This is a genomic window from Planotetraspora thailandica, from assembly GCF_016863335.1.
Taxonomy (GTDB): Bacteria; Actinomycetota; Actinomycetes; order Streptosporangiales; family Streptosporangiaceae; genus Planotetraspora; species Planotetraspora thailandica.
In genome coordinates, this window is the sequence record NZ_BOOR01000043.1 from 113,473 (window position 1) to 133,594 (window position 20,122).

The 20,122-nt window shown below is 70.0% G+C and carries 17 protein-coding genes and 2 tRNA genes; 16 read left to right on the forward strand and 3 right to left on the reverse strand.

The features are described 5' to 3' along the window. Positions 1–104 precede the first annotated feature (104 nt). Both Pth03_RS26820 and Pth03_RS26825 read left to right on the forward strand, forming a co-directional pair. The gene (locus tag Pth03_RS26820; protein WP_203947160.1) at positions 105–620 is read left to right on the forward strand and encodes a M48 metallopeptidase family protein; all 516 of its coding nucleotides are present in this window, start codon (positions 105–107) and stop codon (positions 618–620) included. After that, the gene (locus Pth03_RS26825; RefSeq protein WP_239119390.1) at positions 614–1,192 is read left to right on the forward strand and encodes a glycosyltransferase family protein; all 579 of its coding nucleotides are present in this window, start codon (positions 614–616) and stop codon (positions 1,190–1,192) included. The genes Pth03_RS26820 and Pth03_RS26825 overlap by 7 nt, the downstream gene beginning before the upstream one ends. Here Pth03_RS26825 and Pth03_RS26830 read toward each other — a convergent pair whose 3' ends face one another. The 3 genes from Pth03_RS26830 to Pth03_RS26840 form a co-directional block, all read right to left on the reverse strand. After that, on the reverse strand, positions 1,193–2,170 hold the full coding sequence (locus tag Pth03_RS26830) for an endonuclease/exonuclease/phosphatase family protein (RefSeq protein ID WP_203947161.1): 978 nt from the start codon (positions 2,168–2,170) through the stop codon (positions 1,193–1,195). 106 nt (positions 2,171–2,276) lie between these two features. Beyond that, entirely contained in the window at positions 2,277–2,825 is a 549-nt protein-coding gene (locus Pth03_RS26835; RefSeq protein ID WP_203947162.1) for an NUDIX hydrolase, read from the reverse strand. 40 nt (positions 2,826–2,865) lie between these two features. After that, positions 2,866–4,143 (reverse strand): zinc-dependent metalloprotease, encoded by a 1,278-nt coding sequence (locus Pth03_RS26840; RefSeq protein ID WP_239119391.1) that lies wholly within the window; start codon positions 4,141–4,143, stop codon positions 2,866–2,868. 82 nt (positions 4,144–4,225) lie between these two features. Here Pth03_RS26840 and Pth03_RS26845 point away from each other — a divergent pair, with 82 nt between their 5' ends. The 14 genes from Pth03_RS26845 to Pth03_RS26910 all read left to right on the forward strand — a co-directional run bounded on the left by Pth03_RS26845 (position 4,226) and on the right by Pth03_RS26910 (position 20,121). Then, positions 4,226–5,296, forward strand: coding sequence for an NAD-dependent epimerase/dehydratase family protein (locus tag Pth03_RS26845; protein ID WP_239119392.1), 1,071 nt, complete (start codon positions 4,226–4,228; stop codon positions 5,294–5,296). A gap of 468 nt (positions 5,297–5,764) precedes the next feature. After that, positions 5,765–6,190 (forward strand): molybdenum cofactor biosynthesis protein MoaE, encoded by a 426-nt coding sequence (locus Pth03_RS26850; protein WP_203947164.1) that lies wholly within the window; start codon positions 5,765–5,767, stop codon positions 6,188–6,190. Positions 6,191–6,218: 28 nt separating this feature from the next. Then, on the forward strand, positions 6,219–7,265 hold the full coding sequence (locus Pth03_RS26855; protein ID WP_203947165.1) for a YlbL family protein: 1,047 nt from the start codon (positions 6,219–6,221) through the stop codon (positions 7,263–7,265). Between the two features lie 130 nt (positions 7,266–7,395). Continuing rightward, the gene (locus Pth03_RS26860; protein WP_239119393.1) at positions 7,396–10,311 is read left to right on the forward strand and encodes a UPF0182 family membrane protein; all 2,916 of its coding nucleotides are present in this window, start codon (positions 7,396–7,398) and stop codon (positions 10,309–10,311) included. Between the two features lie 43 nt (positions 10,312–10,354). Further along, positions 10,355–10,428: transfer RNA gene (locus Pth03_RS26865), tRNA-Met, on the forward strand. 104 nt (positions 10,429–10,532) lie between these two features. Next, positions 10,533–10,606: transfer RNA gene (locus Pth03_RS26870), tRNA-Met, on the forward strand. Positions 10,607–10,799: 193 nt separating this feature from the next. Then, complete coding sequence (locus Pth03_RS26875) at positions 10,800–11,870, forward strand: S-methyl thiohydantoin desulfurase family protein (protein ID WP_203947167.1); 1,071 nt, start codon at positions 10,800–10,802, stop codon at positions 11,868–11,870. Continuing rightward, complete coding sequence (locus tag Pth03_RS26880) at positions 11,867–13,408, forward strand: hydantoinase/oxoprolinase N-terminal domain-containing protein (protein ID WP_203947168.1); 1,542 nt, start codon at positions 11,867–11,869, stop codon at positions 13,406–13,408. The genes Pth03_RS26875 and Pth03_RS26880 overlap by 4 nt, the downstream gene beginning before the upstream one ends. A 28-nt stretch (positions 13,409–13,436) precedes the next feature. After that, positions 13,437–15,056 carry an ABC transporter substrate-binding protein gene (locus Pth03_RS26885; protein ID WP_203947169.1) on the forward strand — a complete coding sequence of 540 codons (1,620 nt, stop codon included), beginning with the start codon at positions 13,437–13,439 and terminating at the stop codon, positions 15,054–15,056. A gap of 3 nt (positions 15,057–15,059) precedes the next feature. Beyond that, entirely contained in the window at positions 15,060–16,076 is a 1,017-nt protein-coding gene (locus Pth03_RS26890) for an ABC transporter permease (RefSeq protein ID WP_203947170.1), read from the forward strand. After that, complete coding sequence (locus Pth03_RS26895; protein WP_203947171.1) at positions 16,073–16,942, forward strand: ABC transporter permease; 870 nt, start codon at positions 16,073–16,075, stop codon at positions 16,940–16,942. Before Pth03_RS26890 ends, Pth03_RS26895 begins: the two co-directional genes overlap by 4 nt. After that, on the forward strand, positions 16,939–17,757 hold the full coding sequence (locus tag Pth03_RS26900) for an ATP-binding cassette domain-containing protein (RefSeq protein ID WP_203947172.1): 819 nt from the start codon (positions 16,939–16,941) through the stop codon (positions 17,755–17,757). Before Pth03_RS26895 ends, Pth03_RS26900 begins: the two co-directional genes overlap by 4 nt. After that, entirely contained in the window at positions 17,754–18,728 is a 975-nt protein-coding gene (locus Pth03_RS26905; protein ID WP_203947173.1) for an ABC transporter ATP-binding protein, read from the forward strand. Before Pth03_RS26900 ends, Pth03_RS26905 begins: the two co-directional genes overlap by 4 nt. Beyond that, complete coding sequence (locus Pth03_RS26910) at positions 18,712–20,121, forward strand: PucR family transcriptional regulator (RefSeq protein ID WP_203947174.1); 1,410 nt, start codon at positions 18,712–18,714, stop codon at positions 20,119–20,121. Before Pth03_RS26905 ends, Pth03_RS26910 begins: the two co-directional genes overlap by 17 nt. Position 20,122: the final 1 nt, after the last annotated feature.

Consider the following 20,122-nt stretch of genomic DNA (forward strand, 5'->3'; position numbering starts at 1 on the left):
GGGGTCGTAGTTTTCACGCTCGCAAGGTCACGTTCGCTCGATTGACCAGGGAGAACGTAACTCCCCCCCTGTGGAAATCCGCGCGTGTCGGCTACCTTTCATATGTGCCCCCCGAGACAGTCGAGGTTCGTCGGAGCACACGTCGGCGGCGAACCGTTTCCGCATATCGCGATGGCGACAAGACCATCGTGCTGCTTCCGGCAGGTCTGAGCACGACCGACGAGGAGCAATGGGTACGCCGCATGCTCGAGAGGCTGAACGCCAAAGAGCAGCGGCGGCGGCCGAGCGACGATGATCTGCTCGGCCGAGCCACGGAGCTGGCCACCCGCCACCTGGACGGCAAAGCCATGCCGACCAGCGTCAGGTGGGTCGAGAATCAGCGCCACCGGTGGGGATCATGCACGCCCGATCACGGGACGATCCGGTTGTCGACCCGGCTGCGGGGGATGCCCGCCTGGGTCGTCGACTACGTGATCATGCATGAGCTCGTGCACCTGCTCGTCCCCAGCCACGGGCCGCGCTTCTGGGAGCTGGTCGAGCGCTATCCTCGGGCGGAACGCGCCAGAGGGTTCCTTGAAGGGTTCTCCATGGGGTCCAGCGGAGCCTCGGAAGAGTGGTGACCCGCATCGCCGCCGTCCTGGTCACGCCTGGGATGGCGGACGCGACCCCGCCGGGCGTCGACCCGGAGGAGTTCCTGCTCGCCATGGCCGAGGACACCTACGAGATGGTCGCCGGGCTGGAACTGGTCGAACCGGTGATCGTCTCGGCCGGTGTGCCCGGCCTCGAGGCCATCGCGTGGCCCGGCACGCCCGTGCTGGCCGTCGCGTCTCCGGCGGAGGCGTTCGCGGCCCTGCCGTACGGGTCGGAGGCCGTGGTGATCAGCGGCGACGCGCCCGACCTGCCGCCGCTCCTGGTGGGCAAGCTCTTCCGGGAGCTCGGGCGGGCGCCGATCTCCGTGTGCCCGGCCGAGGGCGGGGGAGCGGTCGCCGTGGCCGCCCGCCTGCCGCTGGCCGAATGGGCGACACCCGATTTCGACGAGCCCGACGTGGTCGGCATGCTGCGCCGTCAGGCCCCCGGGCGCCGCATGGTCGCCACCGGCCCTGGCTGGCACCGCCTGAGAAAGCCCGCCGACATCTCCAGGCTCGACCCCGGCCTCGAAGGCTGGGACAACACCCGCGCCCTGCTCAGCTGATCAGAGGCGGAGCTCGGCGAACAACGCCCGGTGGTCGGTGCCGGGCACCGTGTAGGTGCGCGTGGTGACCGCCGATGCCCGCTCGTCGAACAGCACATGGTCGATGGTGATCACCGGCGGGATGCGCCAGTTGGACGGCCAGGTGGCGCTGAGGCCCGTTCCGCTCGCGTCGCCGGCGTCGGCGTACCCCTCCGCCAGCACACTGCGCAGCGGAGAATGGTCGAGACTGGCGTTGAAGTCGCCCGCCAGGATCCTGATCACGTCGGAGGCCGGCGCGGGAAGCGACCGCATGTCGGCGTCCCACGCGTACACGTCGCGGCCCATGGGGGAGATGGTGTGCACGTCGACGATCTCCACAGGCGGTGCACCCGGGACGGCGACGCGTGCGCGCGGCATGTTGCGGCTGCCCGGCAGTGCGAAGTCCGGCTGCGGGGTGAGTGGGTAGCGCGACCAGATGCCGCTGCCGAACGCGCCGAACGCGGCCTGTAGATGGGTGTACGGCAGCAGTTCGCCGATGCCGGCGGCGTCCAGTGCCTCGACGGCGGCGGGGGTGAGCTCCTGCGTGCTGAGGATGTCCGGCTTCAGCCTCCGCACCAGGTCGACGATCGTCTGGGCGTCGCCGTTCCCGAAATACATGTTGCTCGTGAGGATCTTCAAGGCGGGGCCTGTGGAGGCCGGGGAGGCGAGGACGCGCGGGACCACTATGGTCGCCATCAGGGCGGACGTCGCCGCGGACACCGCGATCGCGGCCTTGTTGCGGGTGGCCAGGGCGATCAGCACCGCGCCGAGCGACCCCGCCGCGACGTACGGCGTGAGCGTCATGAGCTCGACGAGGGCCGGGCGGCGGTCGACGCCTGACAGCCGCCAGAGCGACCACAGCAGGAAGGGCGTGACCGCGATCCACGCGAGCGCGGCCGGCGGCCGCCATCGGCGCCGGGCCGGTGCCGCGATCATGCCTCCTACGTCCACCTTTGTCATGAAGCAGACCCTAGCCAGCGAAGGTGAAACCGCGTGCAAGCCGAATCTGTGGATTGTGTGTGAAACATCATCTAGCGGCGCTTCGCCGTCAAGCGGTGGTTCGCCGTTACGCGGTGCCGAGCAGGGCGGCGCCTGCCCGGCGTGCCAGCCGCCGGGTCGCCTCGTCGCTCAGCTCGGGGATCTCCTCCACGGGAAACCAGCGCAGGTCGAGCGACTCGTCGCTGATGACGGCCTCCGCGCCGGGCGGGGCGATCGCGCCGTATTCGACGTCGAGATGCCAGCTGTACGGCGGATGGCACCAGACCTTGTGCCTGTCCAGCGCGAGCGGGCCGTCCAGCAGGACCAGACCGGCGATCCCCGATTCCTCCGTCGCCTCGCGCAGGGCGACCTCCGCGAGCGACGTATCGGAGATTTCGCAGTGGCCGCCCATGGGGAGCCACATGCCTGCCTTGGGGTGCAAGGTCAGCAGAACCTGCGAACCGTCATGCGACATCACGGCGGTCGTCGCGGTCAGATGACCCGGAACGCACTCCCGCCACATCCCGTTGTCGTGGGCACGGAGGTGCGCGAGGAACTCCTCGCGCAGCGACTCCTCCTCGGCTGAGGGGGCGGTCCACCCTTCCAGTACGGCTTGCGCGTCGCGATGCAGGCTCACCGCGGCAGCCTACCGGCGGTCCGCACCGGCGCCGGTCCGCTCACCGGGAGTCGTCGTCGCCTTCGGCGCCCTGGTCCGGCTTCTCGTCGGGGCCCTCAAGGAGGGACAGGTCGAACTCGGACTCGCCCTTGATGAAGCTCTCCGGATCGTCCAGGTCGGCGGCCGTCGGCAGCAGGTCGGGGTGGTTCCACACCGCGTCCCTGCCCTCGATGCCCCGCTCGTTCTCCAGGGCCTTCCACAGGGCCGCCGCCTCGCGCAGCATCCTGGGGCGAAGCTCCAGTCCGACCAGTGCCGCGAACGTGCGCTCCGCCGGCCCGCCGGTCGCGCGGCGCCGCCGTACCGTCTCGGCCAGGGCCACGGCCGACGGCAGCTTGCCGTCCGCCGCCGCGTCGACCACCGTGGCCACCCAGCCCTCGACCAGGGCCAGCGCCGTCTCCAGGCGGGCCAGCGCCGCCTTCTGCCGCTCCGTCTCCTCCGGCTTGAGCAGCTCGCCGCCGCCGAGGATCTCCTGGATGCGCTCCGGGTTGCTCAGATCGAGTCCTTGAAGCTTCTCCTCCAGGGCGGAGACGTCCACGGAGATCCCCCTGGCGTACTCCTCGACCGCGCCGAACAGGTGCGCGCGCAACCACGGGACGTGGTGGAACAGCCGGTGGTGCGCCGCCTCCCGCAGGGCGAGATAGAGCCTGATCTCCTCGGACGGCGTCTCCAGGCCCGCGCTGAACGACGCGATCCCGCCGGGCAGCAGTGCCGCCGTGTCCGACAGGGGCAGGCCGATGTCGGCCGAACCGACGACCTCCTTGGCGAGCGTGCCGAGGGCCTGGCCGATCTGCTGGCCGACCATCATGCCGCCCATCTGCTTCAGCATGCCCATCAGCGGGCCCGCCATGGCCTGCGCCTCCGGCGGAAGGCCCGAGGCGCCCAGCGTGCCGCCCATGGTCTCGACCATCCGGGCCGCCACCGGGTCACACAGCTGCTTCCAGACCGGCGTCGTCTTCTCGATCCACTCCGACCGGCTCCACGCCTGAGGATTCGTCACGCCGCTCGGCAGCGTCGTCACCTCGTTGAGCCACAAATCGGCCAGATTGAGCGAGTCGACGATCTGGCGCCGCTCGCCTTCCATTACGCTCGGGTCGCCTTCAGCGGCCACGACGTGCCTGGCGATGTTCTTCGCCATGTCCCAGTTGACCGGTCCGGCGTCCGGCGAGGCGGACAGCATGTCCGCGAACTGCCGCATGGCAGCAGCGATCTGCTCCGGGCTGCCGAACATGGCGAACGGGTTCTCGTTGGGGTCGTTTTCGCGACCTGGCAGGTCAGTCACCGCGCCACCTCGTGCAGGATGGAGTAGTCCACATCCGCCACGTTATCCGCCGTGGGGCGGATCAGTGCAAAGTGAGGACCTCGTGCCTACCTCGAAACGCCTCCGTCCGCCCGTCGTCGCCGTCACCGGCGCGGCCTCCGGTATAGGCAGGGCGTTCCTCGCGAAAGTGGCCTCGTCTGCGGATTTCCGCCGAGTGGTGGCCATCGACGACCAACGCGGAGACGTCCCCGACGTCACCTGGAGGGTGCTCGACATCCGCGATCCGCTCTTGGCGAACCGGATCTCCGACGTGGACGTCCTGGTCCATCTGGGCACCGACATCTCCCTCGACACCGACGCCTCGGAACGCCGCCGCTACAACGTCAGGGCCGCCCAGACGGTGCTCACCGCCTGCGCCGCGGCCCGCGTCCGCCGTGTGGTCCTCGTCACCAGCGCCATGGTGTACGGCGCGGCCGCCGACAACCCCGTTCCCCTGCCCGAGGACTCTCCCGTGGCGGCCGAACCCGACACCGGGATCGTGGGGGACTACCTGGAGATCGAGGCGCTGGTTCGGCGCTCGCTGCGCTCACACCCCGGGCTCGAGGTGACCGTCATGCGGCCTGCCGCCCTCGTCGGGCAGGGCATCGACACCGTCGTCACCCGCCACTTCGAGGCCCCCCGGCTGCTCGTCGTCAAGGGCAGTCTGCCGCGCTGGCAGTTCTGCCACGTCGACGACCTGGTGTCCGCGCTCGAACTCGCCGCGCTCGGCCAGGTCGGCGGCGTGGTGGCCGTCGGCTCCGACGGCTGGCTGGAGACCGACCAGGTGGAGGAGCTCTCCGGCCTGCGCCGCTTCGAACTGCCCGCAGGGCTCACCTTCGGCACCGCCGAACGCCTGCACCGGCTGGGGATCACCCCCGCCCCGGCGACCGACCTGCACTACGTCGTCTATCCCTGGGTGGTCGACTGCGCCGCGCTGCGCGAGGCGGGCTGGAAGCCGATCTGGGCCAACGACGCGGCGTTGCAGGAGCTGCTTGAGCTGCGCGAAGGACGTCATGCGGTCGTGGGCCGCCGCCTGTCCGGCAAGGAGGCCACGATCACTGCGGCAGGCGCCACGGTGGCCGTCATCGGCACCGCCGCCATCGTCCGCGCCGCCCGCCGAAAGAAGCGCGTGTAGCCGGAAGAACTGCGTGTAGCCGGAAGAAGTGCGTGCAGCTAGGCCGACCCCCCTGCGCGTGATCAGCAGCCCCCCCTCTGCGCGTGATCATGCAGAAGTTCGGAGAATGTACGGCCGGCCTGCGGAAAAGCCCATCGTGATCATGCAGTACTTCGGTAAAGGTGGGTCCGACCTGCATCGATTCATTTCGTGATCATGCAGTGCCCGGGGGTGCATGATCACGAATTGTGTTTTGCCAGGTCGGCGCTGCCGTATCCGAAGTTCTGCATGATCACGATCGGCATAAGCCCAGGTGGGCGTCGCCGTACCCGAAGTTCTGCATGATCACGGTTGAGGTGAGGGCAGGTCAGCGGGCGGATGCCCGAACTTCTGCATGATCACGCCTGATCTCGCGCCTGATCTTCCGCCTCTTCCCATGGGACACGGGCGCAGCCCTGGGATCTCGGATCGGCGTATTAATCTTCTGGGGTGGACGTCATCCGATTGCTGGGCATTCGTGACACGCCGTTGTCCGTCGACGAGGTGCTGGGCGCGGTCGGCGACCATGCGGCCGGCGGCACGGTGATCTTCGTGGGGACCGTGCGTGAGCAGGACCACGGCCGGGCGGTCACGTCCTTGTCGTATTCGGCTCACCCGACGGCGGAGGACGCGCTGAGGCGAGTGGCCGAGAAGGTCGCCGCCGACTACCCCGTGACGGCGCTGGCCGCCGTCCACCGGGTCGGAGACCTGAGCCTGGGTGACACCGCGGTGATCGTGGCCGTGGCCTGCCCGCACCGCGGGGAGGCGTTCGAGGCCAGCAGACGCCTGATCGACGATCTCAAGAGCGAGGTCCCGATCTGGAAGCATCAGGTGTTCGCCGACGGAGACGCGGAGTGGGTCGGCGCCTGTGAGTAGCGCTCCGGTGAGCGCATAGAGTTCGTCCATGTCCCGACGCGCTGTGGCCTTGATGGTGGCGGGTTCCCTGACGCTCCTGCTCGCGTTGTGCGCTGCGCTGCTACCCGTGCCGTACGTCGCGTTGAGCCCCGGGCCCACGGAGAACACGATCGGCGACGTCCAGGGCAAGCCGGTCATCAGCATCTCGGGTCACCAGATCTACCCCGCCGACGGAAAGCTCAGCCTCGTGACCGTCGCCTATCAGGGCGGCCCCGACAACCGGCTCGACCTGCTCACCGCGTTGCGCGGATGGGTCGACTCGACGATCGCGGTGGTGCCCGAGGAGGCGATCTTCCCGAGGACCTCGTCGATCCAGCAGGTCGAGGAGCAGAACACCCAGGAGATGACCGACTCCCAGCAGTCGGCCACTGCCGCGGCGCTCAACGCCCTGAAGATCCCCATCCAGGAGTCGATCTCGGTGGCCGAGACCGACAAGGGCACCCCCGCGGAGGGCAAGCTCAAGGCGGGCGACGAGATCACCGCCGTCGACGGCACGAAGGTGACCACGCTCGACGCCGTGGCGGCCGGTGTGCAGAAGCACAAGCCGGGCGAGCCCGTCACGTTCAGCGTGCAGAGGAACGGCGCGCCGACGCAGGTGACGATCAACGCGGGCAAGTCGCAGGACGGCAGGACCATGGTCGGGGTCCGGATGCAGACGACCTACAAGTTCCCCTTCAAGGTCGACATCAGCGTGGGCGACGTGGGCGGCCCGAGCGCCGGCATGATGTTCTCGCTCGGCATCTACGACAAGCTGACCCCGGGATCGCTCACCGGCGGTGTCTCGGTGGCGGGCACGGGCACGATCGACCCGCAGGGCGACGTCGGCCCCATCGGCGGAATCGAGCAGAAGATGGTGGGCGCCAGGAGGGCCGGAGCCACGGTCTTCCTCACGCCGGGCGCCAACTGTGAGGACGCGGTGAAGGCCGTGCCCAAGGGCCTCCGGCTGGTGAAGGTCACGACCCTCGACGACGCGATCAAGGCGCTCGACGCCCTGCGGGCGGGTTCCAAGGACCTACCCGCGTGCCCCGCCAGCTAGCCTGGAGAAACCCCCGACTTCTGGATCACGCAACCTCACGTATCGCGGTGTAGGTTTCCATGCACGGACCGTTGCTCTTTGAGACAAGGGGATGGCGTTGAGTTTCCGGAGCCCCGGAGCCGGACGGGCGATGCGCTTGCCCCGACGGCCGAGACTTCTCATTCCCGTCACGATCGCCCTCGCGGCCATCGTGGTGTTACTTCTGATATTCGATGGGATCTACACAGATTTCCTGTGGTTCGATTCCGTGAACTTCTCGTCGGTCTTCTCGACGATGTTGCTCACCCAGATCCTGCTGTTCGTTGTGGGCGCCGTGCTCATGGTGGGCATCGTGGGCGGCAACATGGTGGTCGCCCACCGGACGCGCCCGATGTTCGGGCCGGGGATGTTCGGCACGCCGCAGGGCGCCGACCGCTACCGGATGGCGCTCGACCCCCACCGGCGCCTGGTCTTCGCCGTCGGAATGGGCGTGCTCGCGCTGTTCACCGGCTCGTCGATCGCCGGGCAGTGGAAGACGTGGATGCTGTTCGCGAACTCCTCGTCGTTCGGGCAGAAGGATCCGCAGTTCCACCTCGACGTGTCGTTTTTCATGTTCACCTTCCCGTTCCTGCGGATGGTGCTGAACTTCCTCTTCACGGCCATCGTCTTGTCGATCGTCGCGGCGGCGATCGTGCACTACCTCTACGGCGGGTTCCGCATCCAGTCGCCCGGCGGGGTGCGCGCCACACGGGCCGCCCGCAGTCACCTGTCGGTGCTGCTCGGCGTCTTCCTCCTGCTCAAGGCGGCCGCGTACTGGCTCGACCGCTACCAGCTGGTGTTCTCCGACCGCGGCTTCGTGTACGGAGCGTCCTACACCGACGTCAACGCCGTGCTCCCCGCCAAGGGCATCCTGGCGGGCATCGCGCTGATCTGCGCACTGATCTTCTTCCTGGGCGTGATCCGGCCGGGCGGGATGTGGCCCGGCGTCGCGTTCGGGCTCATGGTGCTGTCGGCGATCCTCATCGGCACGGTTTACCCGGCCCTGGTCGAGCAGTTCCAGGTCAAGCCCAACCAGCAGGGCAAGGAAGAGCCGTACATCAAACGGAACATCGACGAGACCCGCAAGGCGTACGGCGTCGACGACGCCAAGATCGTTCCCTACCAGGCGCAGGGCAGTCCCCAGCAGGGACAGGCGGCGACCGACGACACCGTGTCGGGCGTGCGTCTCCTCGACCCGGCGCTGGTCGCCAAGACCTTCCAGCAGAAGCAGCGCATCCGCGGCTTCTACGACTTCGCCGACCCGCTGGACGTGGACCGCTACAAGGACGCGGACGGCAACGTGCGCGACCACGTCGTGGCGGTGCGCGAGCTCACCGGGCCGCCGCCCGAGCAGGACAACTGGATCAACCGGCACCTCGTCTACACCCACGGCTACGGATTCGTCGCGGCCCCGGGCAACGAGGTCGACTCCGAGGGACTGCCGGCCTTCGACTCCAAGGACATGCCCGTCGACGGCTCGCTCGTGACGCAGACCGGCCTGAAGGAGCCCCGCATCTACTTCGGGGAGGGCGGCAGCGACTACGTGATCGTCGGCGGATCGGCCAGCAATCCGCAGGAGCTGGACTACCCGACCAGCGGCGGCACCGGCCAGACCAACAACGCCTACACCGGCACGGGCGGCGTGCCCGTCGGGTCCTTCTTCAACCGGCTGCTCTACGCCGTCAAGTACGGCGAGAAGAACCTGCTGCTGTCCGGCGACATCAACTCCCGGTCCCGCATTCTGTACGACCGGGATCCGGCCCAGAGGGTCGCGAAGGTGGCGCCGTTCCTCAACCTCGACTCCGATCCGTACCCGGCGGTGGTCGACGGCAGGGTCGTGTGGATCATCGACGCCTACACGACGGCGAACGAGTTTCCGTACTCGGAGAGCAAGAGCTACTCCGCCATGGTCAGGGACACGGCGACGGATCCGCGGGCGATCGCGCCGCAGCCGCGCGACCAGATCAACTACATCCGCAACTCCGTCAAGGCTACGGTGGACGCCTACGACGGCACCGTGAAGCTCTACGAGTGGGACTCGCAGGACCCCGTGCTGAAGTCGTGGGAGAAGGCGTTCCCCGGGATCATCCAGCCGCAGTCGGCGATGAGCCCGGAGCTCAAGGAGCACCTGCGCTACCCGGAGGACCTGTTCAAGGTGCAGCGTGACGTCCTGTCCCGCTACCACATCACCGACGCGCGGTCCTTCTACAGCGGCCAGGACTTCTGGAACGTCCCCGACGACCCGTCGTCCGGCGAGAAGAACATCAAGCAGCCGCCGTACTACCTGTCGGTCAAGATGCCCGGCAGCCAGTCGTCGTTCTCGCTGACCACCACGTTCGTGCCGCGTCAGGGCCCGAACCTGGCGGCGTTCATGGCGGTGAACGCCACACCGGGCGGCGGCTACGGCCAGCTGGAGATCCTGCGGATGCCCGCGAGCACGACGATCGCCGGTCCCGGACAGGTGCAGAACACCTTCACGAACCGGTTCTCCGGCGAGCTCAACGTCCTCGGCCTCGGCAAGGCGCAGATCCTGTACGGCAACCTGCTCACTTTGCCGTTCGCGGGTGGCCTGGTCTACGTCGAGCCGGTATACGTCCAGACCGCGGCGGGAGCGGGGCAGGAGCCGTACCCGATCCTCAGACGCGTGCTGGTGATGTTCGGCGACAAGGTGGGTTCGGCCGACACGCTGAAGGACGCCCTCGCCCAGGTCTTCGGCGACCAGGAGGTGCCCGCGGCCCCGGCGAATCCGTCGGCGCCGCAGACCCCGGCGAACGTGCCCCAGTTGGCGGGGCTCATCGATCAGGCGCAGAAGGCCTACGACGACGCCCAGGCGGCCCTGTCGGCAAACCCGCCGGACTGGGCGGCGTACGGCAAGGCGCAGGACCAGCTGAAGCAGGCGCTGAACGCCCTGAACGAGGCGCAGACCAAGCAGCCCAGCGCTCCGGCCACCCCGCAGCCGTCGGCGTCGCCGAGCGCCACCCCGCCGGCTGCGACGCCCAGCCCGAGCGCGAGCCCGCCGGGCGGCTGATTTGCCGATCCACTCCGCGCAGGATAGTGTTCAGACACGCCGACGCGGGGTGGAGCAGCTCGGTAGCTCGCTGGGCTCATAACCCAGAGGTCGCAGGTTCAAATCCTGTCCCCGCTACTCAGATCGAAGGCCCGGATTCCCGATGGGAACCCGGGCCTTCTGCGTTTCCGATATTGATTTGCGGTGGGTCCCCGGTAGCGGGTAAGGTTCTTACATACCGACGCGGGGTGGAGCAGCTCGGTAGCTCGCTGGGCTCATAACCCAGAGGTCGCAGGTTCAAATCCTGTCCCCGCTACGAAGACGAGAGCCCGTCCCCTCACCGAGGGGACGGGCTCTTGCGTTTCCACCCCTGGCGTTCAAGTCCGGTTCACGAAGCTTTCCGCATTTGCGCTGGTCAATGGCGTTTTGTCGTGCTGCGACAACGAATGTCGGAGTGGTGTCGAAGGGTGACATTGAGCTGACCCGGCCGGATGGTGAAAGCTCCGCCCATGCAGGCCCGCATATCTACGGACGACGTGTCCGCTCTGGCCCGTGGCTGCGCCGTACTCGGAACCGGGGGCGGCGGCGACGTCCGCGCCGGAGCCCTGGCCGCGCGCCGCGCGATCTCGGCCTACGGAGAGGTCCCTCTCGTCACCCTTGACGATCTTCCCCCCGACGGTCTCGTCCTGCCGCTGTCCGGGATCGGCGCGCCGACGGTGAGCCACGAGATGATCCACGCCGAGGACGAGCCGGTCCGCATCCGGGACGAGGTCGAGCGCATCTTCGGCCGTCCCCCGGCCGCGGTGATGTCCTCCGAGATCGGTGGCGGCAACGGGGTCGCCCCCGTGGCGTGGGCGGCAAGGCTCGGCGTGCCCCTCCTGGACGCCGACGCGATGGGCCGGGCCTTCCCCGAGGTCCAGATGGTTTCGATGTACGTCGCCGGGTTGCCGGCCAACCTCGTGATCATGTCCGACGTGGTCGGCAACGTCGTCACGATCAGGCCCGTCGACGGTCTGTGGTCGGAGCAGATCGCCCGGGCCGTCGCCGTGGCGTCCGGCTCCAGCGCGTTGATGGCCGACTACGTGCTCGAGGCCGCCGCCTGCCGGGGCGCGGTGATCGAGGGCACGGTGAGCAGGGCCATCGCCGTGGGCCGGGCGACCGAGGGTGCGCAGGATCCGCTGGCCGCCCTCCAGGAGGAGCTCGGCGCCGTCCGTCTGCTCACCGGCAAGGTCGCCGAACTCGAGCGGCGCACGACCGGGGGGTTCGCCCGGGGCTCGGTGACCGTCGAGGGAACCGGTGACGACCGGGGCAGGACGCTCACCCTGGAGATTCAGAACGAGAACCTCGTCGCCGTGGAGGACGGCCGGGTGAGAGCGATGGTGCCCGATTTGATCACAGTTGTGGATACTCAGGCGGCGACCGCCATCCAGACAGAGGGGCTCCGCTATGGTCAGCGGGTGACCGTGCTCGCGTGGCCCTGCGACCCGTTGTGGCGTACGCCGAAGGGTCTGGAGACCGCCGGGCCGCGGGCTTTCGGTTACGACCTCGACTACCTGCCCGTCGAGAAGATCGCCCAATGAGCGCGTCCCCGAACCGGCGCCTGCGGGTCGGCATCGACGTGGGCGGCACCAACACCGACGCGGTGGTCCTCGATGAGAACGACCGCGTCGTCGCCACGGCCAAGCGGCCCACCAGCCCGGACGTGACCGAGGGTCTGCGCGCGGCGCTCGACGCCGTGCTCGCCGAGCTGGACGACCCCGCCGAGGTCACCCGGGTCATGCTCGGCACCACCCACGCCACCAACGCCATCCTGGAGCGCCGTGCCCTCGGGCGTGTGGCCGTACTGCGGCTTGGCGCCCCCGCGACGACGTCGGTGCCCCCGCTGAGCGACTGGCCCGCCGATCTGAGGGACGCGGTCTCCGCCGGCGCGACGATCGTGCGCGGCGGGCATTTCGTCGACGGGCGGCCCATCGCGCCGCTGGACGTGGACGCGATCAAGCGGTTCCTCGCCGAGACGACGGCCGACGCCGTCGCCGTCGCCGGGGTGTTCAGCCCGGGCAGCTCCGACCAGGAGAACCAGGTCGCCGAGATCATCCGGGGCGAGCTTGGCGACGTGGCGGTGAGCCTGAGCCACGAGATCGGCTCGCTCGGCCTGCTGGAGCGGGAGAACGCCGCCGTGCTCAACGCCGCCCTGTACGGCGTGGCCCGCGAGGTGACGACGGCGCTCGGAACCGCGCTGGACGCGCGCGGGCTGAAGGTGGAGACGTTCTTCGCCCAGAACGACGGCACACTGATGGCCGTCGACTACGCCACGCGTTATCCGGTCCTGACGATCGGCTCGGGGCCGGCCAACTCCCTGCGGGGGGCGGCCTACCTGTCCGGGGTGGAGGACGCGATCGTCGCCGACGTCGGCGGCACCTCGACCGACCTCGGCGTGCTCGTGGGCGGGTTTCCGCGCGAGTCGGCCGCGGCCGTGGAGATCGGCGGCGTCACCACCAACTTCCGCATGCCCGACATCCTGTCGATCGCGCTCGGCGGGGGGACGATCGTCGGCCAGGAGCCGAGGTCCGTGGGTTACCGGATCGCCAGGGAGGCACTGGCGTTCGGGGGTTCGACGCCGACGATGACCGACGCCGCGGTCGCCGGGGGCAGGGGAGCGGTGGGCACGCATGACGTGCCCGAACACTGGCGGGACCGGCTGGCGCAGGCTTTGCGCGCCGCCGACGAGATGGTCGCCGACGCGGTCGACCGCGTGGCGCTGGGCAAGGCCGACCGGCCGCTGATCGCCGTGGGCGGAGGCGCCTTCCTGCTGCCGGAGCGGATCCCGGGGGCCGGCGAGGTGATCCGGCCGAGGCACGCGGAGGTAGCCAACGCGGTGGGCGCGGCGATCGCGCTCGCCAGCGGCCGCCTGGAGACGATCGTCCCCGCGCCGAACTCGGGGCGCGACCGGGCCGTTCTGATCGAGAAGGCCAAGGAGGAGGCGGCCGCCCGTGCCGTCGCCGCAGGGGCCGACCCCGCGTCGGTCCAGATCGTGGAGCTCAGCGAGATCCCCCTCAGCTACCTGCAGGAGCCCGCAGTACGCCTGCAGGTGAAGGCCGCCGGTCCTCTCGCCCGGTAGCCCGGTGGAAACGAAAGGAAACCCCCTCATGCGCTGGCACAAGCGTCTGCTCGCGGCGGGAGCCGTGGCCGTCGTGGCCTTGACCTCCGCTGCGTGCGGTGGCGGCAAGGTCCGCGGCGCCGAAGACTCCCCGCAGCCGGGCACGTCTCTGAGCGCGGCTGACGCCACTTTCACATATGTCCCTAATCTCGACGTCGTCACCGACTGGGATCCGGCGAGCTCGTACTCCAACGAGATCATCGCGATGGAGAACGTCTACGAGTCGCTCACGCGCTACAACCCGCAGACCAAGAAGGCCGAGCCCCGGCTGGCCACCTCGTGGACCAGCACGCCGGATGGCAAGTCCTGGACGTTCACGCTGCGGTCCGGCGTGAAGTTCCACACGGGCAAGCCGCTGGACGCGGCCGCGGCCAAGGCGGCCATCGAGCGCACGATCGAGGTCAACCAGGGTGCCGCCTACATCTGGGGCGCGGTCGACAAGATCGAGGCCAAGGACGCCACCACGCTGGTGTTCACGCTCAAGTACCCGACGGCGCTCGACCTCGTGGCCTCCGCCGGATACGCGTCGTACATCTACGACACGACCGCCACCACCGATGACCTGAACAAGTGGTTCAACGCGGGCCACGACGCGGGCTCGGGGCCGTACACGATCGACTCCTGGCAGAAGGGCCAGGAGACCGAGCTCACGCTGAAGAAGTTCGACGACTACTGGGGCGGCTGGAGCGGTCAGCACTACTCGAAGATCGCCTTCCGGGTGACGCCGGAGCTCACGACCGCGTGGCAGCTGCTGCAGCGCGGCGAGGTGAGCTTCGTCCAGCGGCTCAACTCGCAGCTGTTCGCGCAGGCGAGCACCACCCCGAGCGTGCAGACCTCGCAGACGCCGTCGTTCCAGAACCTGCTGGCGCTGTTCAACACCCAGAGCGGCCCGCTCAAGGACGTGCGGCTGCGCCAGGCCGTGCAGAAGGCCATCGACTACGACGGCCTCATCGCGGCGATCAAGGGCTCGGGCGTGGCGGCCAGCGGCCTGGTGCCCGGGGGCCTGCTCGGCAACACGCCGGGGATGACGCCCAAGCAGGACCTCCCCGGCGCCGAGGCGCTGCTCAAGGAGGCCGGATACGGCCCCGGCGGCAAGCAGCTCGACCTGACCATGACCTACGCGCAGGGTGACAGCGACCAGGACCTGTTCGTCACGCTGCTGACGTCCGCGCTGGACAAGCTCAACGTCAAGCTGACGGCCAAGCCGCTCCAGTGGACCACGCAGTGGGACCAGGGCAAGTCGAAGGACGAGAGCAAGCGCCAGGACATCTTCATCATGTACTGGTATCCGGACTACGCCGACGCGTACTCGTGGTTCGTCAACGTGTTCCACAGCGCCGAGCCGATCTCGTTCAACCTGTCCTACCTGAAGGACGACGCGATCGACAAGGAGATCGACTCGCTGCCGGAGCTCACTGCGATCGACCAGCCGGGGGCCGAGAAGGCGTACGCCGACCTCCAGAACAAGATCATCAACGAGCAGGCGGCGGTGTCCGCACTGTTCGTGCAGAACTACCAGCGGGCCTACGCCAAGTCGGTCGAGGGGTACGTCGACAACCCGGCCTATCCCAACGTGGTGTTCGTGTACGACCTCAAGCCCGGTGCCTGAGGCATGCTCCGTTATCTGACCCGCCGGCTCGGCCAGGCTGTCCTGGTCGTGGCCGGCGTGGTCGTCCTCACGTTCGTCATCATGCGGTTGGTTCCGGGCGATCCGGCCGTGGCGTACGCGGGGCCGAGGGCGTCGCCTGCGGAGCTCGCCGCGGCGCGTGCTCAGTTCGGGCTGGACGACTCGCTTCCGGTCCAGCTCTGGAAATACGTGCGCGACCTGGCGGGCGGGAACTGGGGCGTCAGCCTGCACACCCGCCAGCCGGTTCGTGACGACCTCTTCCAGGCGTTCCCCGCCTCGCTGGAGCTGGTGGGCGCCGCGTTGATCATCGCGATCGTCGTCGGCATCCCCCTGGGGGTCGGAGCGGCGCGCTTTAAGGGGAAATTTCCGGATCTGTCGATTCGGGTCTCCTCCATGCTGGCCGTCTCCATCCCGGTGTTCTGGCTGGCCCTGGCCCTGCAGACGGTCTTCGCCAGCGGTCTCGGCTGGTTCCCGGTGGCGGGGGAGTACGACTCGGCCCTCGACAAGACGAGCCCCCTGCACGTCTACACCAACATCACCGCCGTCGACGCGCTGATCACCGGCAACTGGCCGATCCTGCTCAGCGCGCTGGCCCACCTGGTGCTGCCCGCGCTGGTCATCGCGGCCTATCCCGCGGGCGTGATCGCCCAGATGACCCGGGCCTCCCTGATCGAGGAGTCGGCCCGCGACCACGCCCGCCTGGAACGCGCACTCGGCTTCGGTGAGACGTCCGTTCTGACGCGGTTCGCCCTGCGGCCCGCGCTCAACCCGGTGTTGTCGCTGATCGCCCTGGTCTTCGCGTATTCGATCGTCAACGGCTTCCTCGTCGAGGCGGTGTTCAACTGGCCGGGCCTCGGCCGCTACGCCGCCGACTCCATCCGCTCGCTGGACACGCCCTCGATCGCCGGGGTCACGCTGCTCGTCGCCGTGCTCTACGTCGTGGCCAACCTGGCGGTGGACCTGATCCAAGGCGTGATCGACCCGAGAATGAGGGCGCGATGACCGTCTCAGCCTCTCCTGAAGCTCCGCCCGTGCTCCGCCGTACGGCATTGCGGCACCTGGCAGGGGTGGACCGGCTGGCCATGGTCGGCGCGGTGCTGCTCGCGCTGATCGTGCTCGCCGCGTTGCTGGCCCCGCTGATCGCGCCCTATCCGGACGACGGTGGCTCGGCCACCCACCCGCTGGATGCCCTGCTGCCGCCCAGCGGGGCGCACTGGTTCGGCACCGACCAGGTCGGTCGCGACGTGCTGAGCCGCGTTCTGTACGGCGCGCGCACGTCACTGCTGATCGCGGTCGCCGTGCTCGTCATCTCCGGCGTCGTCGGCGTGGTGCTCGGCGTGGTCGCCGGATACGCGGGCGGATGGGTGCGCGACGTCATCATGCGCGTCACCGACGTGTTCCTCGCCTTCCCCGCCCTGTTGCTGTCGCTCGCGCTCGCCGTGGTGCTCCAGCCCAGCGTGACGACCGTCATCGTGTCGATCGCGGTGACCTGGTGGCCGTGGTACACGCGGCTGACCGCCTCCGTCGCCGCCTCGGTGTCGACCCGCGGCTTCGTCGACGCCGCCCGCTGCCTCGGCGTGCCGGCGCCGGTCATCGCGATAAGGCACGTGCTGCCCAACTCGCTGACCCCGGTGCTCGTGCAGCTGTCGCTCGACGGCGGCGGGGTCATCCTCACCGCGGCCGCGCTGTCCTATCTGGGCCTGGGCGCCCACGAGCCGACGTCCGAATGGGGCCTCATGGTGCAGCAGGGCCAGTCGCTGTTCACCACCGACTGGTGGGTGGTGACCTTCCCGGGCCTTGCGATCCTGGTGACGGCCTTCGCCTTCAACGTGCTCGGCGAAGGGCTGAGGGCGAGGCTGGCCCGATGATCAAGATCAGGAATCTCGCGGTCCGCATCGGCGACAGGGTGATCGCCTCCGTCCCCGAGCTCGACGTGACCGCCGGCGAATGCGTGGCCATCGTCGGCGAGAGCGGCTCGGGCAAGACGACGACGCTGCTGGCCACCCTCGGCCTGGTCGAGGGTGCAGCCGTCACCGGCGAGATCACCCTCGGCGGCGTCGACGTGCTGGGCGCCTCGCCCGCCGAGCTGATGAGCGTGCGCGGCTCCCGTGCCGCCCTCGTCATGCAGAGCCCCCAGGCGGCGCTCAACCCCACCATGCGGCTCGGCACGCTGATGCGGCGGGCGCTCGCCCGGCACGGCGTCAAGGGCGACGAGGCGCGCCGCAAGGCCGAGGACGCGGTGGCCGCCGTGCTGCTCGACACGGCCATCCTGCGGCGGTATCCGCACCAGGTATCCGGCGGGCAGGCGCAGCGGTTCGCCATCGCCCTGGCCCTGGCCCTCGGCGCGGAGGTCGTGCTGGCCGACGAGCCGACCAGCGCGCTCGACGTCACCGTGCAGGCGGAGGTCGTCGCCGTGCTGCGCAGGCTGCGCGACGAGCGCGGCCTGGCCGTGCTGTTCGTCTCCCACGACCTGGCCCTCGTCTCCACGATCGCCGACCGCGTCGTGGTCATGAAGGAGGGCGCCGTGGTGGAGAGCGGGACGGCCGCCGACGTCTTCGACCGGCCCCGCGACGCTTACACGCGGGAGCTGATCGCCGCCGTTCCCCGGCTTCCCGAACGTCCCGCCGAGACGGCCGCGACCCCGCCAGGGGAGGCCGGCCGTACGGGTGAGGAGGAGACATGAGCGAGCCCGTCGTCCTGGGCGCCGAGGCGGTCACGCTGGCCTACGGGTCCACCGCCGTGGTCCACGACGTCACCCTGTCGGTCGGCGAGGGAGGCACCGGCCTCATCGGCGAGAGCGGGTCGGGCAAGACCACCCTCGCCCGCGCACTGCTGGGGCTGCTGCGCCCGCGCTCCGGCGCCGTCAGGTACGGCCCCCGCGGCTCGGACACCGCCGACCTGGCGTCGCTCGACCGCAAGGGGTGGGCGCGCTTCCGCGGCGACGTGCAGCCGGTCTTCCAGGACGGCAGCGAGGCGCTCGATCCCCGCATGACGGTGGAGGCGTCCATCGGCGAGGCCCTGACCACGCACCACCGCATGGCCGGGAACGCCAGGCGGGAACGGGTGACCGCGCTCCTCGAGGACGTCGGGCTGGAACCCGCCCTCGCCTCGCGCAGGCCGCACCAGATGTCGGGCGGCCAGCGGCAGCGCGTCGCGATCGCCCGGGCCCTGGCCGTCGAACCCCGCCTGCTGGTGCTGGACGAACCGACCAGCGCGCTCGACGTCACCGTGCAGGCGAGGATCCTCGACCTGCTGGAGCGCCTGGCGGGCGAGCACGGTCTCGGCTATCTCCTCATCACGCACAACCTCGGCGTCGTCGACCGGCTCTGCCGTACGTCTCATGTGATGTTCGCGGGCCGCGTCGTCGAGTCGGGCCCGACGACCGAGCTGCTGACCCGTCCCGCCCACCCGTACACGCTGGCGCTGCGCGACGCCGTGCCGCGTCTGGGCGGGGAGCCGCCGCGGCCTTCGGGGCGGACGGAGGCGGTGCCCGCCGAGACGGGCTGCCCGTTCCGGCTGCGCTGCCCGCTGGCGGTCGACGCCTGCCGCGAGGAGGCGCCCGTGGCACGTGACCTGCGGGGGCGCATGGTGGCATGTCATCGCGCCGAGGACGTGCTGGCCGCGAATGAGGTCCCCCATGCACCACGTCAGTGACCTGCTGAGAACTCCCGCGGGCCGGCGCCTCACCCTGGTCGCCGGCCCGTGGGATGCCCGGCCGGTGGAGAGCGTCGTCCTCGTCGACGAGATGCGCGAGCTGGAGTCGGCGTCGCGCGGCGCCATCGCCATCATGTCGCGTCACGCCATGCACGGCGCCGGGGTGCTGGAGGCGCTCACCGTGGCCGGCCGCAGGGAGGTCGCCGCGATCGTGCTTCCCGGGCCGTCCGGCACCTCGCCGGACATCGTCTCCCTGGCCCGCCGGGCGAAGGTGGCCCTGCTGGCGGGAGCCTCCGACCAGCCTCTGTCGGAGACCGTGCTCGGGCTCAGCGCCGTGCTGCGCGCCGATCCCAGCCTGCTGCTGCGCCGTACGCGTGAGGCGATCGACGGCCTCGGCGCGATCGAGGGCGCGGGTGAAGACGACATCCTCCGGGCGGCGTCGGGCGCGATCGGCGTGCGGTACGGCGTGGCCGATGTTGCGGGCCCGTCGGCGAACTCCGCCGTGATCCGGGTCGACGGCCGTCCCGACGGCTACGTGTGCTGGGACGGTCAGGACCCGGCGGCCGCGATCGTCGCGGGTGTCGTCGCCACCACCCTCGGCCGCGTGCGCGCCTCCGCGCGGGCCGCCGAGCGGGCGCGCGAGCTCGCCGTGCTCACCCTGCTGCGCGCGAACGCGAAAGAGCTGCGCCCGGCCGCCAGGCGCGCCCGCCACGAGGGAGTGCCCGTCGAGGGCTGGCACACCGCCGTCTTCGTGCACGACCCGGTCGTATCGCAGGCCGGCGATGTCGTGCTGCGCCAGGTGCGCACGGCGGCCGCCGCCGCGACCCCCCGCGACGACCTCGCGGGCCCGCCCGTCGTCACACGCTGGCAGGACGGCATCCTGGTCGTCTTCACCGCCGACGAGCGGGACGTCCGGGCGCACGCCGGGCCGCCGAGGCTGACCGCCGGTGTCGGAACATGCCAGCCGGGCCCGGAGGGGCTCCGCCGTACGGCGGCGCAGGCCAGAGCGGCGGCACGGCGGGCGGCGCCGGGGGAGACCGCACGTTTCGACGACCTGGGGGTGTACGCGATCCTCGCCGAGCTGGGCGGCAGCGACAGCGCCCTGGTCGCCGCCCGGGACATGCTGGCCCCCCTCGACGGTCTGGGCGCGCTCGCGGCCCACGCCGTGCCCACGCTGAAGGCCTACCTGGACAGCTGGGGGTCGCGCACGCGCGCCGCCGAGCTGCTCAACCTCCACCCCAATGCGGTCGCCCACCGCATCAGGCGCATCACCGAGGCACTCGGCGCCGACCTGTCGGACGCGCAGACCAGGTTCGCCCTGCACGTGGCCTGCCACGTCGTGCTCGACCGCGAGTGTCTCCCGGGGACAACGGAGGCCGTCTCGTCGTTGTGAG

Coding starts and splice junctions, on each gene's coding strand:
- Pth03_RS26830 (WP_203947161.1), bottom strand. CDS start 2,170: ATGACAAAGGTGGACGTAGGAGGCATGATCGCGGCACCGGCCCGGCGC.
- Pth03_RS26855 (WP_203947165.1), top strand. CDS start 6,219: ATGTCCCGACGCGCTGTGGCCTTGATGGTGGCGGGTTCCCTGACGCTC.
- Pth03_RS26860 (WP_239119393.1), top strand. CDS start 7,396: ATGCGCTTGCCCCGACGGCCGAGACTTCTCATTCCCGTCACGATCGCC.
- Pth03_RS26875 (WP_203947167.1), top strand. CDS start 10,800: ATGCAGGCCCGCATATCTACGGACGACGTGTCCGCTCTGGCCCGTGGC.
- Pth03_RS26880 (WP_203947168.1), top strand. CDS start 11,867: ATGAGCGCGTCCCCGAACCGGCGCCTGCGGGTCGGCATCGACGTGGGC.
- Pth03_RS26885 (WP_203947169.1), top strand. CDS start 13,437: ATGCGCTGGCACAAGCGTCTGCTCGCGGCGGGAGCCGTGGCCGTCGTG.
- Pth03_RS26890 (WP_203947170.1), top strand. CDS start 15,060: ATGCTCCGTTATCTGACCCGCCGGCTCGGCCAGGCTGTCCTGGTCGTG.
- Pth03_RS26895 (WP_203947171.1), top strand. CDS start 16,073: ATGACCGTCTCAGCCTCTCCTGAAGCTCCGCCCGTGCTCCGCCGTACG.
- Pth03_RS26900 (WP_203947172.1), top strand. CDS start 16,939: ATGATCAAGATCAGGAATCTCGCGGTCCGCATCGGCGACAGGGTGATC.
- Pth03_RS26905 (WP_203947173.1), top strand. CDS start 17,754: ATGAGCGAGCCCGTCGTCCTGGGCGCCGAGGCGGTCACGCTGGCCTAC.
- Pth03_RS26910 (WP_203947174.1), top strand. CDS start 18,712: ATGCACCACGTCAGTGACCTGCTGAGAACTCCCGCGGGCCGGCGCCTC.